The organism is Delftia sp. CH05 (genome assembly GCF_009827015.1).
Classification (GTDB): domain Bacteria; phylum Pseudomonadota; class Gammaproteobacteria; order Burkholderiales; family Burkholderiaceae_C; genus Comamonas; species Comamonas tsuruhatensis.
On sequence record NZ_WUMG01000031.1, the window covers coordinates 1 to 13,277 of the forward strand.

At 63.8% G+C, this 13,277-nt stretch carries 22 protein-coding genes; 12 read left to right on the forward strand and 10 right to left on the reverse strand.

Annotation, left to right across the window (positions count from 1 at the left end):
* The 7 genes from GRX31_RS20575 to GRX31_RS20605 all read right to left on the reverse strand — a co-directional run.
* A partial coding sequence (locus tag GRX31_RS20575; RefSeq protein WP_160854532.1) for a hypothetical protein occupies positions 1 to 210 on the reverse strand: 210 nt, incomplete at its 3' end.
* A 48-nt stretch (positions 211 to 258) separates the two neighbouring features.
* Positions 259 to 849 (reverse strand): DUF1566 domain-containing protein, encoded by a 591-nt coding sequence (locus tag GRX31_RS20580; RefSeq protein WP_160854534.1) that lies wholly within the window; start codon positions 847 to 849, stop codon positions 259 to 261.
* A gap of 96 nt (positions 850 to 945) precedes the next feature.
* Positions 946 to 1,131 carry a hypothetical protein gene (locus tag GRX31_RS20585; protein WP_160854536.1) on the reverse strand — a complete coding sequence of 62 codons (186 nt, stop codon included), beginning with the start codon at positions 1,129 to 1,131 and terminating at the stop codon, positions 946 to 948.
* Positions 1,128 to 2,030, reverse strand: coding sequence for a ParB/RepB/Spo0J family partition protein (locus tag GRX31_RS20590; RefSeq protein ID WP_160854538.1), 903 nt, complete (start codon positions 2,028 to 2,030; stop codon positions 1,128 to 1,130). Before GRX31_RS20590 ends, GRX31_RS20585 begins: the two co-directional genes overlap by 4 nt.
* Positions 2,027 to 2,368, reverse strand: a complete 342-nt coding sequence (locus GRX31_RS20595) for a hypothetical protein (protein ID WP_160854540.1) — start codon at positions 2,366 to 2,368, stop codon at positions 2,027 to 2,029. Before GRX31_RS20595 ends, GRX31_RS20590 begins: the two co-directional genes overlap by 4 nt.
* A 76-nt stretch (positions 2,369 to 2,444) precedes the next feature.
* Positions 2,445 to 2,738: a hypothetical protein gene (locus GRX31_RS20600; RefSeq protein WP_160854542.1), complete on the reverse strand. Its 294-nt coding sequence runs from the start codon at positions 2,736 to 2,738 to the stop codon at positions 2,445 to 2,447.
* On the reverse strand, positions 2,716 to 3,096 hold the full coding sequence (locus tag GRX31_RS20605; protein ID WP_160854544.1) for a hypothetical protein: 381 nt from the start codon (positions 3,094 to 3,096) through the stop codon (positions 2,716 to 2,718). The genes GRX31_RS20600 and GRX31_RS20605 overlap by 23 nt, the downstream gene beginning before the upstream one ends.
* 1,191 nt (positions 3,097 to 4,287) lie before the next feature.
* Here GRX31_RS20605 and GRX31_RS20610 point away from each other — a divergent pair.
* Positions 4,288 to 4,710 (forward strand): hypothetical protein, encoded by a 423-nt coding sequence (locus tag GRX31_RS20610; RefSeq protein WP_160854546.1) that lies wholly within the window; start codon positions 4,288 to 4,290, stop codon positions 4,708 to 4,710.
* Positions 4,711 to 4,936: 226 nt separating this feature from the next.
* Here the strand turns inward: GRX31_RS20610 and GRX31_RS20615 are convergent, their stop codons facing one another.
* Positions 4,937 to 5,695, reverse strand: a complete 759-nt coding sequence (locus GRX31_RS20615; RefSeq protein WP_160854548.1) for an XRE family transcriptional regulator — start codon at positions 5,693 to 5,695, stop codon at positions 4,937 to 4,939.
* A 45-nt stretch (positions 5,696 to 5,740) separates the two neighbouring features.
* On the opposite strand from GRX31_RS20615, the gene GRX31_RS20620 reads away from it, so the two are divergent.
* The gene (locus GRX31_RS20620) at positions 5,741 to 6,013 is read left to right on the forward strand and encodes a helix-turn-helix domain-containing protein (protein ID WP_160854550.1); all 273 of its coding nucleotides are present in this window, start codon (positions 5,741 to 5,743) and stop codon (positions 6,011 to 6,013) included.
* Positions 6,014 to 6,474: 461 nt separating this feature from the next.
* Here GRX31_RS20620 and GRX31_RS20625 read toward each other — a convergent pair whose 3' ends face one another.
* A complete protein-coding gene (locus GRX31_RS20625) occupies positions 6,475 to 6,720 on the reverse strand; it encodes a hypothetical protein (RefSeq protein WP_160854552.1) in 246 nt (81 codons plus the stop codon).
* A gap of 150 nt (positions 6,721 to 6,870) precedes the next feature.
* Between GRX31_RS20625 and GRX31_RS20630 the strand changes: the two genes are divergently transcribed.
* Genes GRX31_RS20630 through GRX31_RS20645 form a run of 4 tightly spaced genes read left to right on the forward strand, consistent with a single transcriptional unit; the run spans position 6,871 to position 10,086 of the window.
* Positions 6,871 to 7,347, forward strand: coding sequence for a phage regulatory CII family protein (locus GRX31_RS20630; protein ID WP_141829645.1), 477 nt, complete (start codon positions 6,871 to 6,873; stop codon positions 7,345 to 7,347).
* Positions 7,344 to 8,177, forward strand: coding sequence for a hypothetical protein (locus GRX31_RS20635; protein ID WP_160854554.1), 834 nt, complete (start codon positions 7,344 to 7,346; stop codon positions 8,175 to 8,177). Before GRX31_RS20630 ends, GRX31_RS20635 begins: the two co-directional genes overlap by 4 nt.
* Positions 8,174 to 9,538 (forward strand): replicative DNA helicase, encoded by a 1,365-nt coding sequence (locus GRX31_RS20640; RefSeq protein ID WP_160854556.1) that lies wholly within the window; start codon positions 8,174 to 8,176, stop codon positions 9,536 to 9,538. Before GRX31_RS20635 ends, GRX31_RS20640 begins: the two co-directional genes overlap by 4 nt.
* Before the next feature lie 2 nt (positions 9,539 to 9,540).
* Positions 9,541 to 10,086 carry a hypothetical protein gene (locus GRX31_RS20645; RefSeq protein ID WP_160854558.1) on the forward strand — a complete coding sequence of 182 codons (546 nt, stop codon included), beginning with the start codon at positions 9,541 to 9,543 and terminating at the stop codon, positions 10,084 to 10,086.
* A gap of 5 nt (positions 10,087 to 10,091) precedes the next feature.
* Here the strand turns inward: GRX31_RS20645 and GRX31_RS20650 are convergent, their stop codons facing one another.
* Positions 10,092 to 10,559, reverse strand: coding sequence for a hypothetical protein (locus GRX31_RS20650; RefSeq protein WP_160854560.1), 468 nt, complete (start codon positions 10,557 to 10,559; stop codon positions 10,092 to 10,094).
* Positions 10,560 to 10,601: 42 nt separating this feature from the next.
* On the opposite strand from GRX31_RS20650, the gene GRX31_RS20655 reads away from it, so the two are divergent.
* The 6 genes from GRX31_RS20655 (at position 10,602) to GRX31_RS20680 (ending at position 13,216) form a co-directional block, all read left to right on the forward strand.
* On the forward strand, positions 10,602 to 10,868 hold the full coding sequence (locus tag GRX31_RS20655) for a DUF3310 domain-containing protein (RefSeq protein WP_160854562.1): 267 nt from the start codon (positions 10,602 to 10,604) through the stop codon (positions 10,866 to 10,868).
* On the forward strand, positions 10,865 to 11,206 hold the full coding sequence (locus tag GRX31_RS20660; protein WP_202396662.1) for an endonuclease: 342 nt from the start codon (positions 10,865 to 10,867) through the stop codon (positions 11,204 to 11,206). The genes GRX31_RS20655 and GRX31_RS20660 overlap by 4 nt, the downstream gene beginning before the upstream one ends.
* A complete protein-coding gene (locus GRX31_RS20665) occupies positions 11,200 to 11,460 on the forward strand; it encodes a hypothetical protein (RefSeq protein WP_160854564.1) in 261 nt (86 codons plus the stop codon). Before GRX31_RS20660 ends, GRX31_RS20665 begins: the two co-directional genes overlap by 7 nt.
* Before the next feature lie 10 nt (positions 11,461 to 11,470).
* Entirely contained in the window at positions 11,471 to 12,112 is a 642-nt protein-coding gene (locus GRX31_RS20670) for a hypothetical protein (RefSeq protein WP_158528339.1), read from the forward strand.
* A gap of 399 nt (positions 12,113 to 12,511) precedes the next feature.
* On the forward strand, positions 12,512 to 12,829 hold the full coding sequence (locus GRX31_RS20675) for a hypothetical protein (RefSeq protein ID WP_160854566.1): 318 nt from the start codon (positions 12,512 to 12,514) through the stop codon (positions 12,827 to 12,829).
* A 9-nt stretch (positions 12,830 to 12,838) separates the two neighbouring features.
* Positions 12,839 to 13,216: an HNH endonuclease gene (locus GRX31_RS20680; RefSeq protein ID WP_160854568.1), complete on the forward strand. Its 378-nt coding sequence runs from the start codon at positions 12,839 to 12,841 to the stop codon at positions 13,214 to 13,216.
* Positions 13,217 to 13,277: the final 61 nt, after the last annotated feature.

A 13,277-nucleotide genomic window follows, 5' to 3' on the forward strand; every position in this document is an offset into this window, starting at 1 on the left:
CTCTTGGTCAGGCGCGCGCCAATCTCCCTGGCCGTTCAACTCGGTCGGAATGCAGGTCTGAACGCCCTTGAATGCCGCGTCTTTGATGTCGTGCTCGACACCGCCAGGGATGACAACGTGATGGACGGCGCCATCGATCAGGCGGGCGCCGATGTAGATGCCGCCTTGCTCGGGCCATGCCTGGCCGATTGCGGGAATGGACTTGCTCATATGGATGCTCCTGCTGGGTGGTTGAGGGTGAAGAAAGGGGTGAAGGGATCAATAAATGAATCTGCGGAAAGGCCGAACTCGGAACTCGTAGCGCCGGCGGATGTTGTCCGCGCGGCCGCACTCGAAATCGACAGCCCAGGCGTAGTCCCCGCTGAGCGTCGTGCTGCTCCAGTACCAGGACTCTTTGCCGAACAGGTGGGGCACGTTGGCGGCTGCCAGCTGCAGCTCGCGGCGGGCCGGCAGGTAGAAGTCGCTGTGTTCGTCGCTCTCGAAGCCGACCGCCAGCTTTGCGGCGGGGCATTCGTTGCGCAGGCGGGCGGTGTTGGCCAGGCCGTCCCAGTCGGACAGCTCACGCTCGCAGGTCGGGCCCCACGCGGCGCGGCCAACGTCCTCGCCGGGCGCGACGATCAGGCCGCAGACCGAGCCATCGGAGCCCCGGAAGTCGCCTGCGTAGTGGCCGCCCTGGCCTTCCCAGTACTCGCCGATGGCGGGGCGACCATGGTCGGCGCTGGGCACTGCTGTCGGCACAGCCGGCTCGACGCGGCCCAGGCCCTTCATGAGAGCCTCCATGCTGGCCATGGCTTCGGGCGAAGGGACGAAGATGATGGGCGCCGTGTTGGTGCCGATGTGGACGTTCATAGCGAGACTCCATGAGAAAGGCCGCACAGTTGCGGCCAGGGTAGAAATCGGGAGCGGGTATCAGGACAGCGCCCATGCGCTGTGCTCATGCCTCGGTCAGTGGCCGCAGGGCAGGCCTTCTCCGGGCTTCGGAGGGGCTTCGACGGGCGCGCCACAGCTGGCGCAGCGGGCCGGGGTCTGCTGCTCCCACCAGATCGAGCGTGCACGGCGGCTGGTGCTGAGCGCTGCTTGGCGGTCGCGTTCCGCGCGCTGCGCGGCAATGTCGTGTGTCTTGCTTGTCATGTGGTGATCTGCTGCTTGATTGCTGTGTCGATGGCGAGGCGCGCGGTCTCGAAGATGCCGGGCTGCGTTGCGCCGCTGGGCCATTCGAGCCAGTAGCCGTGCTGCCCGTCAGGGGTGGCAAGATCTGAGCGGCTGCCCTGGCACACGCGCGCACCCTCGTTGATGAGGAAATCGAGGTGCTTTGAATCTGCGCGGGCCTGACTGGCGCTGGTCTTGCCGCCGCCGATGGTCTTGGGGGTGATGCGGTCTTCGCCCTGGGCTTTCGCCTCAGTGAATTGCTCCTCAAGTACCTTGGCCGCTTGATCCCCGCCGAGCTGGCGCGCGGTCTTGGCTGCGTGGCTTGCACTGGTCTTCCCGCTGGTGACCATCTCGCGTACGGGCGCTGGGGCATCGCCAAGGGCCAGCAGCTGCTGGACGTGCTCGGCGGACTTGCCGACCTTCTTGGCTATGTGAGCTGGCGCCCAGCCAAACGACCGCAGCCGCTTATAGCCTTCGGCGATTTCCAGTGGCGTGAGCGGCTTGTTTGCGGCGCTGGTAATGATCCGGGCGGTGCGGTCGGCATCGTTGCCCTCAAAGAGCACCATCGGAATCCACACCTTGCCATCGCGCGGATCCTCCAGCGGCGCGCCGCGCTCCAGTGCCAGGCCGATGGCTGCATGGCGCCGGTGGCCGTCCACGATGTACATGCCGCCCGCATCACGCACGCGCAGTTCCAGGGGTGGATATGTGCCGCCATCAATGATGTGCTGTGCCAGGGCTTCAACGCTCTCTCTCAGCTCGGGGCCTTCAAGGCGCAGGTTGAAGCCTGGTTCGACGTGGATCTCGCTGTAGAGCACCTTCACGGCGTCTGCACGCTTGGCGACCTTCACGGCGAGCATCTGGCGGATGGAGTTGGTCATGATCTGTTGATGTAGAGGTGTTGCTGGACTGCCAGCGGGATGACTGCGGCGATGTCGCTGAGCAGTTCGCGTGTGCGAGCGGCATCGCGGCCGCTGCTGTATGGGGCGCTGAAACTGAGGGCTTCGGCCAGCTTTGCCGGGCCGATACGGGCCAGGGCGCCGACGGGATCCGCTTCGGGTAGTGCAGTGGTCCAGGTCCGGGAGACGGAGTGGACGATGAGCATGGGCACGCCGCCCACGCGGGAGGTTCCGGGCTCCACGACCAGGTAGATGTCGCCGATGTCTGCGATCTCGGTGACGCGCAGGGACAGCAGGGGAGGGGTGTCGGTGGCTTTCATGTGGCAATGGCCGCTGCAGCGGCGAGGGAGGCCGCGCTGACGGCGGACCAGATGAAGATATGGAGCAGCGCGCGCATCACGGCCGCTCCCGCAGGCAGACAACGACCTCGCCGGACCACTCGGCATGCATTCCATGGCAGGCCCAGGCCGACATTGCGGCGCGCTTGAGGTCCGCCGCGCTGGCGCTGGGTTCCTGGGCCGCGTCTGCCGCACTGCAGGCGCTGCAGGACAGGACGATCATGGCCAGCAGCACCGCGACAAGCCAGCGGCCCGGGATGCGCTCCTGCTCGGCGAGTGGCTCCGGGGATTCACGCAGGTAGCGGGCATCCGGGTCATCGCAGAAGGGCTCAGAAGGAGTAACGCGAATCATCGACAGCTCCTTTCGTTACCTCGGCCAGTTCCAGTGCCAGCCATCCGCCGCGCTCGGCCAGAGCCTTGCACTGCATGGCCGCCGTCATGACTTCGTAGGGCTTGGAGCGCACAGGCTTCTTGCGGGTCTTCGCTATCCAGGCGCCCTGGTCGAAATCCGCAATCGGTTTGCCGCGCTTTTCCGCGTCGCGCGCCTTCTTGATGTGCTCCTGCTGGGCCTTTCCCAGGCTGCCAGGCGGGATGCCCATGACGCGCCACCCTTTGTGGAACGCATCGGGCTGGGCGCGGGCTTTCTTCTTGACTTCGGGAGGGGGGGCGACGCTCACGGGCCGCCCGTGGATGTTCACGTAGCTCAGCATGCGGATCTCCTAGGGATGTGGCCCGTGGGGCCGGAAACGAAAACGCCCGCGATGTGCGGGCGAGAGGTGAACAAAGGCCGGTGCCGCATGGCGGCGCGCAAGGGAGAGATGGCGTGGTGGTGAAGCCCCTGGCCCGGCGAAAAAAAGGAGCCGCGTGTTGCGCGCAAATCGCTTGCATCCATCTCCGGTGCGCGCGCGGCTGGAAACCATCACAGATAGGGGCTGGATGCGATCCCAGCACAGAAGCGAGCGCTGTTTTTCATGGCAGCCGCCTGGCCCTCGCGGGTACGGCCTAGGAAGTCTGTCGCTCCGGTTGCTTCCATTCCCCGCGCGTCGCCCGCGCATTCCCTATCTGTGATGGTCCTGGCCTTTTATGTCGCCAGGGCGGACAACCCAAAATCAACTCTTTGCGTTGTGGTGCAGGTGCGGTTACATGGCGGCCTCCATGAGTTGTCCCTGAGCGTTCTGGCGGCTCAGGTTTCGCCGTGGTTGAACAGAGTCGCATGGTGTGCACGGAACCTTGCATTCCGGCCATCGGGGAGGTGGTGCACGCGACTTCAAACCAAGGGGCTCTGCTGGTGCAATTTGGTGGAAATCCACCGAATAAGAGCGGAGGCTGAGCCCCTTGGTTTGCCCCGATGACGCTCGGGGCGGCGCCGGTTTCCCGGTCATGCTGTGGCTTCACTGATTGCGTTGAGGGGTCGCCACTCCCAAGTACCCAGTGCGCTCGCGGCGCTTTCTTTGCCCTGGTAACTCGCCTGTCGGCAACATTCCGCGAGACTGCGCGGCCAGGTGGTGGCCGGGTCTGCCGGCCTATTCGTGTCGCATGTGCTCTCCTTTGCGGCGTGCCGCATGTGTTTGTTGCCCTGTCTTGCTCGTCTTGGCGCCAGGGGTGGCCTCATCTCTTTTTGCCCGTCTACCGCGCTTTGGCGGACTGTGGCCTGGCAGGACTGCCAGAGCAGAGCAGCGGCCCGAGCCCGCTGGTGCATGTGCCGGACGAAGGCCCTGCAGGTAGGGCCAGCAACATCGGCGGCAGGTTGTTAGAGATCCGGTAGAGCGCGGCCCGATCACCTCACCCAGCGCAACCTGTTTGTGCTGCGTTGGGTTGAATTCTACGTGTGTAGAATTTAGTTCGTCAACGGTTGTAGAAAAAATGTTGAAGAATTTTCGACAGGCGCGACAATCAAGGCCATGACCACGCAACACACAGACGAAAAAAAGCCCGCTGATGCGGGCGATGTCGAGGCGCTCAAGCGGGCCGTCCAGGCTCTTCGCGAGTCTCCGAGGTTCCAGTTGCGGCTGGCGCTAGGGAAGCTCAACCACCTTCTGCGGACGATGGATGGGGATCTGGCGCCCAATCGCGATACGGAGCGGGATATCGTTCGGCACGGGATTTTTGCTGCGCTGACCTGGCTATCCGAGGCGGATGCAGGCCTGTTCCCCGATGACCAGGAGGACTATTGGCTCCGGAGGGTGCGCACTCTTCATTTTGACAGCGTGTGCACCCAGTACGACACCTCTGACTGGGCGCTCTCCAGAGCGCGAGTCAATTCAGCGGGTGCATCGCTGGGCTTGGCCGACAAAGCGGCCGCTACACCCAAGCCTGCCGATTGACAGAAGCTTCGGCCATGGTCGCTCTCAAACACATGGATCGCTAGGCCGCTCAGCTTCGACTTAAGGTTGGTGTAGTCGTAGCGAACTTGCTCCTTATCACCTGGGGAGAACTTTTGGCGGCCGCTGCAGAGCGCTAGAAGCGAGTTGATGTCTTCCTTCACGCTGGCGAGGCGTTCCTGGATGTACTGCTTGTCGTAAGGGGTCATTGGGTATATCCGAAGTGAGATCAGCCCTGGTGAAGAGTCCACCACGCCTTCACGCGGCCAGCTACATTGATGCTTTCGGCCGCTGTGCGGAGGTCGATGCGCTCTTCGTCTGGGAACTCCTCGGCGTTGTCACTGCGGAGCACCAGGACCCCGGTGGAGTGAATAAGGGCGCGCTTGAGTAGCAAGCGGTCGCACACGTCCAGCACATAGATGCCGGGGACATCGATGGACTTCTGCCCCATGTCTACGAAAACCAGGTCGTGGTCGTTGATTGTGGGCAGCATGCTCTGGCCGCACCCCGTCAGGATCTTGATGCGGTCGTAGTTCGTGCTGCCTACCTTCTGGCGCACCCAGCTCTCCAGCACATCGAGGTGCCGGATGATCTGGACGGGTTCGCTCAAGCCCCGGCCAGGCCCCATGGAGGGCGTTGGTGAGAGGTGCTGGAGTCGAACGTATCCGTAAGGAACGACGTCCCCCTCTGCTGGGACGCCAATAGGGGGCGCCGCTGGCGCTGGAGTCGTTGGGGCCACCGCCGCTGGTGCGTAGTCCTGGTCTTCTGCCTCCAGCATTTCCACGGTCATCCCCAGGCCCTGGGCGATGGCCGTTGCGTACTTGGAGCGACTGCTGTCGCGATTCTCCAGCGCTGAGATGGTTCCAACGTCCACGCCTGAGCGGTCGGAAAGTTGCTCCAACGTGAGCTTCGATTTTTCACGGTAGTGACGGATGCGCGAGCCTAGTGCCATAGCCCAGATCATTAAACGTTTGTTGAATTCAGGCAAACGCAGATGTTGAAAAGAGATTTCTACAACTGTAGAATCTCATGCATGAACCCAATCTCCCAAGCTATCCAAGGAGCTGGCGGCCCCGCCAAGGTGGCGCGTCAGTGTGGCGTGTCCGTGCAGGCGGTCTGCTTCTGGCGCGATGGTCGCCGCACGCTTCCGGCTGAGCACTGCATCACGCTGGAGAAGATGAATGCAGGGCAAGTCCGCTGCGAGCAGATGCTTCCCGGGGTTGATTGGGAGTACCTGCGCGCTTCAGCTAAGGCGCCCGAGCTGGCGCAGCCCACCCCCCAGACCCAGGAGGCAACCCATGGCTGAGCAGCGATACCGCTTTGGCGGCCCCATTCCTGAGTCCGTGCAGACGCTCCAGCGCAAGCGCCGATACCGAGACTCCGAATCCTTCGCCACGCTGAAGAAAAACCGTCGACAGGACTTCTGGGCGAACCCGCCTGCCGGCTGGGAGCAGGAGCGCGACGACTGGGGCGGGGTCATCGGCATCAGGCGCGCACTGCCCGCTGAATCAGCCGAAGCGAGGTCTGTAACGTACCGATTTCTGGAGGACGAAAAAGACCGTGTGCTTGCGGATCCCTGCGCGCCAGCCCCGCCATCGGCTGCTGGCGCAGAGCGTGCGCCTAGCCCGCTCTCGGCCGAGCAGGTGGAAGCGTTCGAGGCCGCATTTCTGGGTCGCCCTGGAGCGGTTCCTTTCCCTTGGCTCACGCAACCAGGGCTCGCGCCGGCAGATAAACCTTCTGGCGCAACAGCCCGTCTGCGTGCGGCGATTACCCGTGCTTGTAGGTCGCTGCGAGGAGATCGAGGAAACCGTTCACCAGACTCGTCCGAGCGCGCGCTTCCGCCGGAGGCACATCCCCTGACTCCTCGTCTGCCGTCACTTGCTCCATCTCGGATGCAGCCAGGTTCCTCGCGATTTCTGCCGCCTGCTCCGGTGGAAGAGTCCGAATGATGGCTGTGACGGTGCTCATCAATGCGTGTATGTGGCCCTGTGCCACTTCTTGCTCTTCGCTCATGTCCGCCCTCCTTGGCGCTGGTTGTGTAGGAACTCCCAGCATAGCCCAGGGTGTGGCGGGCACCTCTCTCACTCGTTGTTTTGGTTTTCATGCAGCGAGTTTCGTTTCCAGCGGTAACGGCCGCAACGTCCTTTTTTCTGGAGCCCGGACATGAACTCCCTTGATGCCCTGCGACGCATGGTCGCGAACTACCCTGGTGGCCGTCCGGCCCTGGCAGCCCGCCTGGGCAAATCCGACGAAGTGCTGCGCAAGGAGCTGAGCGGCTCCTCTGCTCACCACAAGATCGGCCTGGCTGACTCCGAGCAGATTGCCGACATGTGCCGCGAGGCGGGCTGCGCAGAGGCTCACGCCCTGGGCACGGTGTTTTCGTTCAAGGCCGGCATGCTGGCGCTGCCCGCTGCGACCGAGGATGGCCCGCGTTGCCTGTCCAAGGCCACGGCTGTTGCTGTCCACGAATGCGCAGATGTGCTCCTGGCTGTCACCCGTTCCAAGGCTGACGGCAACATCAGCGACAACGACCGTGACGACGTGCTGCGTGAGATTGGCCAAGCCGTGGCCGCCCTGCAAGCCGTGGCCACAGCCTTGAAGGCCGAGCACGCCGCTGACAACGCGAGGAGCCCGGCATGAGCAACGCAGGCAGCTACCCCTGGTTCCGGATGTATTCCGAGTTCCTCAACGACCCCAAGATCATCGCCTTGGCCTTTGAAGACCAACGCCACTTCATCGGCCTGCTGGCGCTGAAGTGCGACGGGACCCTCGACTCTGGCGCGGCGCCTGACTTGATGGACCGCATCGTCGCCCAGCGCATGTGGATTGACCACGCTGTGATCCGCGAGGTCAAGAAGCGCCTGGTTGCCGGTGGCCTGATCTCCGAAGACTGGCAGCCCCTGGGCTGGGAGAAGCGCCAGATGCGCAGCGACAACAGCACGGCGCGCGTGGCCAAGCACCGCGAGAAAAAGAAGGCCGAATCCGGTAACGGTGGTGGAAACGTTTCACGTAACGATGGTGGAAACGGCGATGAAACGTTTCAGCAACGCCAAGGTAACGGCCTAGAAGAAGATAAAGAAGAAGATAAAGAGAGAGAGACGCGCGAGGGCTCGCGCTCTCCCTCACCCGCTTCGAAGTCGATCACGCTGAAGACCTACCTTGCCGAGTGCAAGGCGCAGAACGTCAAGCCGATTCCTGAGGACCACCACATCCGCCAGGACATGACCGACGCCGGCATCAGCGACGACATGGCGCAGATCGCCTGGTTGCGCTTTCGCGAGGAGCACACGACGGGCCTGCGCAAGGACAAAAAATACAAGGACTGGCCTGCCGTGTTCGCGAACTCGGTGCGGGACCGTTGGTACAGGCTCTGGACGGTGCACGCTGATGGCCCGGCCCAGTGGACCAGCGAAGGCCAGCAGGCGAAGCGCGTGGCTGACGCTGCTGCAGCTGCACGGGAGGCGGCATGAACGCCTTTGACCTGCCCGACGAGGAGCTGCTGTTTTCGAACGAGGCCGAGTGCGCTGTGCTGAGCGCTGTGCTGGGCAGCGGCCCCGAGGCGTACGACGCTGCAGCCGGCATCATCACTGCCGATTCGTTCTGCGTGCCTCTGCACCGCGCAATCTGGCAAGCCGCCGAGAAGCTGGTGCTGGCTGGCAAGTTCGTGGACCCGGTGGCGGTCATGGAGCAGCTGCGCGGCCAGGAAGTGGAGTGGGCCGAGGTCAACGCCATTGCCCAGAGCTACTGCTACATCCGCGCTGTGCCGACGCATGCGGAGACCATTGCCCGCTACGCCAAGGAGCGCGTGCTCAGGTCTGCCGCCTTCCAGGTGTCCGAGTTCGCTGGTGACGCATCGCAGACCATCGAGCAGCGCGTGGGCTCCTCGGTGCTGGCGCTGGAGAGCGTGCTGGAGGACAAGGCGGGCACTGAGCCGCAGGCCGTGGCCGCGTTCGCTGGCGGCTTCATCGATCGCCTGATGAGCCGCGCCGACGGCAAGACCAAGGCTGGGCGGTCGTCTGGATTCCCGGCCCTTGACCGGATGGCTCCCAGCGCTTTCGCCGATGGCAAGCTGGTGGTTATCGCCGCGCGCCCGTCGGTCGGCAAGTCCAGCCTGGCGCAGCAGATCGCCGAGCGCCAGGCTGCTGAAGGCATCCCCACAGCCTTCCTCGGCATGGAGATGGAAAACGATGAGGTCGTGGACCGCACGGTCGCGAACAAGGGCCGCGTGCCGCTCGATGGCATCCAGACGGGCCAGCTCACGGACGACGAGTGGGCGCGCGTGACCGAGGCTGTCGAGGCCATCCGCGACTTGCCGCTGTACCTGTACGACGTGCCGGGCCTGACCCTGGCCGAGGTCACGTCCAAGGCGCGCGGGCTGGTCCGCAAGTACCGCATCAAGACACTGGTGGTGGACTACCTGCAGCTGATGCAGGGCGACCCGCGCAAGGAGCGCCGCACCCAGCTCGAAGACATCACGCGCGGCCTCAAGCGCCTGGCGAAGCAGCTGCGCATCACGGTCGTGCTGCTCTCCCAACTGAACCGCGACGTGGAGAAGCGCACGAACCCGCGCCCCCAGATGTCCGACCTCAAGGAATGCGGGGCCATCGAAGAAGACGCAGACACGATCATTTTCCTGTGGGACCACGCGCCCGCCGACAACGGGGGCACCCTGAAGGGTTGCAGTCTCGGCAAGGCCCGTGGAGGCCGCAAGGGCGAGCTGGCGCTGCACTTCGAGGGCCAGTACCAGCTGTGGAACCAGTCCACTGCCTCGTTGGCCGCGCCCTCGAAGGCTGATGCCGGTGGCCCGAAGAAGTACGCGGAGGACTTCTGACCATGCGCACGCTCGAAGAAATCAAGGGCCGCTGCTTCATCGACGAGGACGGGCACTGGCTGTGGCGCGGTGCGACCCGTGGCGATGATCGCGTCCCGTTCATCTATGCCCCGAATCTGGCTCGTGGAGGAAAGATGTCCTCGCAGTGTGGATACCGCGCTGTCTATCACGTCACCAAGGGCGTTGCTGTGCCTCCAGGGCATCGGGTATTCAACACCTGTGGCAACCCGGCCTGCGTGAACCCCGAACACATCCGCTGCGCCACGGATGCCGCATTTGGACGCTATGTGCGCAGCAAAGGGATCTTCAAGGGTCAGGTTCGCCGCATCCTGGCCAACCGTGCAATCACGCTGGCTCGAACCAAGGTCACGCCCGAGATCGTGAGCCAGATCCTCGCCAGCGAACAGAGCTGCGCGAAGACGGGCGCCGCTTTTGGGGTGAGCGGCAACTTGGTCCGCCGCATTCGCAATGGCACGCACCCAGTCAAGCCGGCTGGCGCTGGCGGCCTATCCACCATGGTTTCAGCACTCACAAGGAAGACAGCATGAACGGCCTATTCCGGGTGACGCACGAAATTGTGAGAGCTGTTCTCAAGACAATTCCACGCGTCATAAGGGGAGTTCCACTGTTTCCCGGTACTCCTCTGGAAGCGAAGTACCGACTTGACTCCCTTGTCATAGCAAACCTGGCACAGGTAATGCGGCACGTCATCAGCCCGATGCTGACCTGGGCGGGGTTGGTATGCGTACGCACCGGGACAAACCTCGGAAAGCACGTATCCCTCGCGCTCGCTTGCCTTCATCTCCAGCTGCTCTGCTTTGTTCTTAAGCGCGCGGATCTCGTCTGTAAGCGAAATATTGGCTTGACTAAGGGAGAGGGCGGCCGTGGAGACCTCTAACAACTTCAGTTGCACCTCAGTGATGGCTTGCTGCGCTTTTGCATCGTCACGGGCCGCAATTGCGCCTTTGGCGATGCCAAGCATCGTGGCTGTGCTGGAAATGGCGGCAGCGATATCAATCATGTGGTTCCTCTCTGTTCGAGGAATCGTAGCAAAGGCAGAGAAATGAGCGCTCTCGACACTCAAGCAGGCGGCGACCACTACAAAGGCTGCTCCATCCAGCCGATCCAGTACATCCACGCGAACGGCCTCGACTTCTTCCAGGGGAACATCGTGAAGTACGTGACCCGGCACAAGTCCAAGGGCGGCGCCCAGGATCTGCAGAAGGTCATCCACTACGCGCAGCTGGCGCTGGAACTGCAGTACGGAGTCAAGCCCGCCGACGAGCTGGGTGACATGGTGCAGGCCGGCAAGGGAGAGCGCGCATCGTGAGGATCGAACTGCCATGGCCCCCGAAAGAGCTGTCGCCGAACGCCCGCCTGCACTGGGCGAGCCTGGCCAAGGCTAAGAAGAACTACCGCCACGCCTGTGCCTATGCCGCTGTGCAGCAGGGCGTGCGCCGCATCCAGGCCCAGAAGCTGCACCTGGCGCTGACGTTCCATGCGCCGACCCGCCGCGCCTACGACCTGGACAACGCCCTTGCGCGCATGAAAGCAGGCCTGGACGGGCTGGCGGACGTGCTCGGCGTGGACGACAAGCACTGGAGCCTGAGCATCGCCCGAGGCGAGGCGCCTGGCGGCCGTGTCGTGGTGGAGGTGTCTCCATGCTGAACAAGCTCAACGACCGCGAGCGCGAGCACCTGGCCGCAGTGAAGGAGCTGCCATGCAGCGTGTGTGACGCCCCGGGCCCGAGCGAGGCGCACCACGTCAAGCAGAACCGCCAGTACGTGTGCATCGCCCTGTGCGAGAGCTGCCACCGTGGCGCGCTGCTGGGCCTGCATGGTCAGCGCCGCTCCTGGGCAATCCGAAAGATGGACGAAATGGACGCGCTGAACGTGACCGTGCAGCGCCTGCTTGGAAACTGAGGAGATCACGATGAGCGAAGCACCAACGACGCAAGAGCGGTACGCCGCAGCCACCCACTCCAGCAACCTGCGTTCCAGCGCTGACACGGTGGGTGACGCCGACTATTTGGGCGCGGCAGGCCTGACGAGTGCGGAATTCGGCAAGGCACTGATCCGCCTGCAGGCCGAGTGGGACTCATCCACCAAACGCGTCCCAAGGAGGCCGACTCGTCGTGACGTTGCAATTGCTGCCCAGCGCGCACTGGGTAATGGGATCACCAAGGTGACGAAGCAGTCCAGCGACGAGGCGCGCGAGCGACTGATGGCGGTGTATCGCGGCGAGGTGGCCATGCTGTCTGCGTCCCTGCGCTCGCTTGGTGCGGTCCGACTGCACCTGTCGATCAAGCTGTGTCTGGATGGCTTGAGCGATGACGCCGTCATCCAGATCATCTTCGGCTGGCTGGCGCATGTCTGTCCCTTCTGCCAGGGGCGGAAGTTGCAGCTCCAGAAGTGGAGCGATACAGACCTGTCCGACCAGGTGTGCGGCGGATGCGGCGGGACTGGGGAGCGGCCGGCGATGGATGACGTGGAGCGTTCGGCGCGCATCTACATGAGTGAGTGCATAGGCCACGCGCGTCAGGGGATCAAGAGGAAAACGCAGCGACTCAATTGACGCGGCGACTTTGCCATGTAGAATTGCGAATATCGGTTCGCAAGGAAACATCCTGTTAGCCGGTGTCGCCTTCAAGACGTTCCGGTGCGCGCCCGTAGTGCCATCGGTTAGCCGCAGATGGATCGACGCGCCCAAAGCCCGCCAGCGCTGCTCGCGGGCTTTTCTGTTTCCGCCCTGAGCCAGTCGGGGTGCGCGCTGTGGACTGAGCGTGCAGGGTTCTCCACCGTGAGCTGCCACGGTGCTGGCTGCGAAGCGAACGGCACATCCCCAGCGGCTTCGCGCCGTAAGTCCGATGGGGAACCATTTCAGCCGCCACCAGGCGCACCCGGCAAAGCATGCATTGCGCATGGGGTGCGAGGCCTGCGTGGCGGCACCTATTCCACTCTCCAGGAGATCCACATGTCCCAGACTGAAGAAGCGCAAGGCGTTGTTTACCGCCATCTCGAAGATGACGTGGAGCGAATCATTCCAACGCAGGCTAGGGTGCAGGCGCGCGACTTGGGCCAGAAGGTGGAGATCCTCCACGATGGCGTCCACCGCCTGATCTTCGTGAACGGCCATCCCATCGGCCAGGTGCTGAAGCTCGAAACACCGCGCAAGGGCGGGATGCTGGCCGGCGTCGTGGATCTCAGCTTCGTGGCCGCTGAGATCGTGGAGCGCAAGGTGAGCCGCGATGAGTTCAACGCCCTCAAGTCCGAGGGCGTGGCGAAGAACTGAGGCGCGGCCATGGGTCAGCGACCACGGATCAATGCGCTGCCGCTGCGGATACAAAAGGCCGACTCCCGCAAGCTGCAGCAGGCCCCGCGTCTTGGCGCCACTGGCCGAGCCCGAGGGCGAGCCAGGCAGGAGGCCCGGCTGAGGATCTGGCTGCGAGACGGCCCGCGCTGCGCCTGCTGCGGCGAACTGATCGACATCACGCCAGGCACGTCCCGGCCCTTCGAGCTGGATCACATCGTGCCGCTGTGGCAGGGCGGCGAGGACACCGACGACAACAGGCAGTGCCTATGCGTCAGCTACGACGCCGAGGGCAACAAGCGCGGCTGTCACGTCGAGAAGACGGCGCGCGAGGCGGCAGACCGGTCCAGGGCTGATCGCCGCGCCTGAGCCCGTCTGACGCGAGCAAGGGGTATCGCCTCAGCGGACGAGGGTAGGGGGTGGGGCAAAA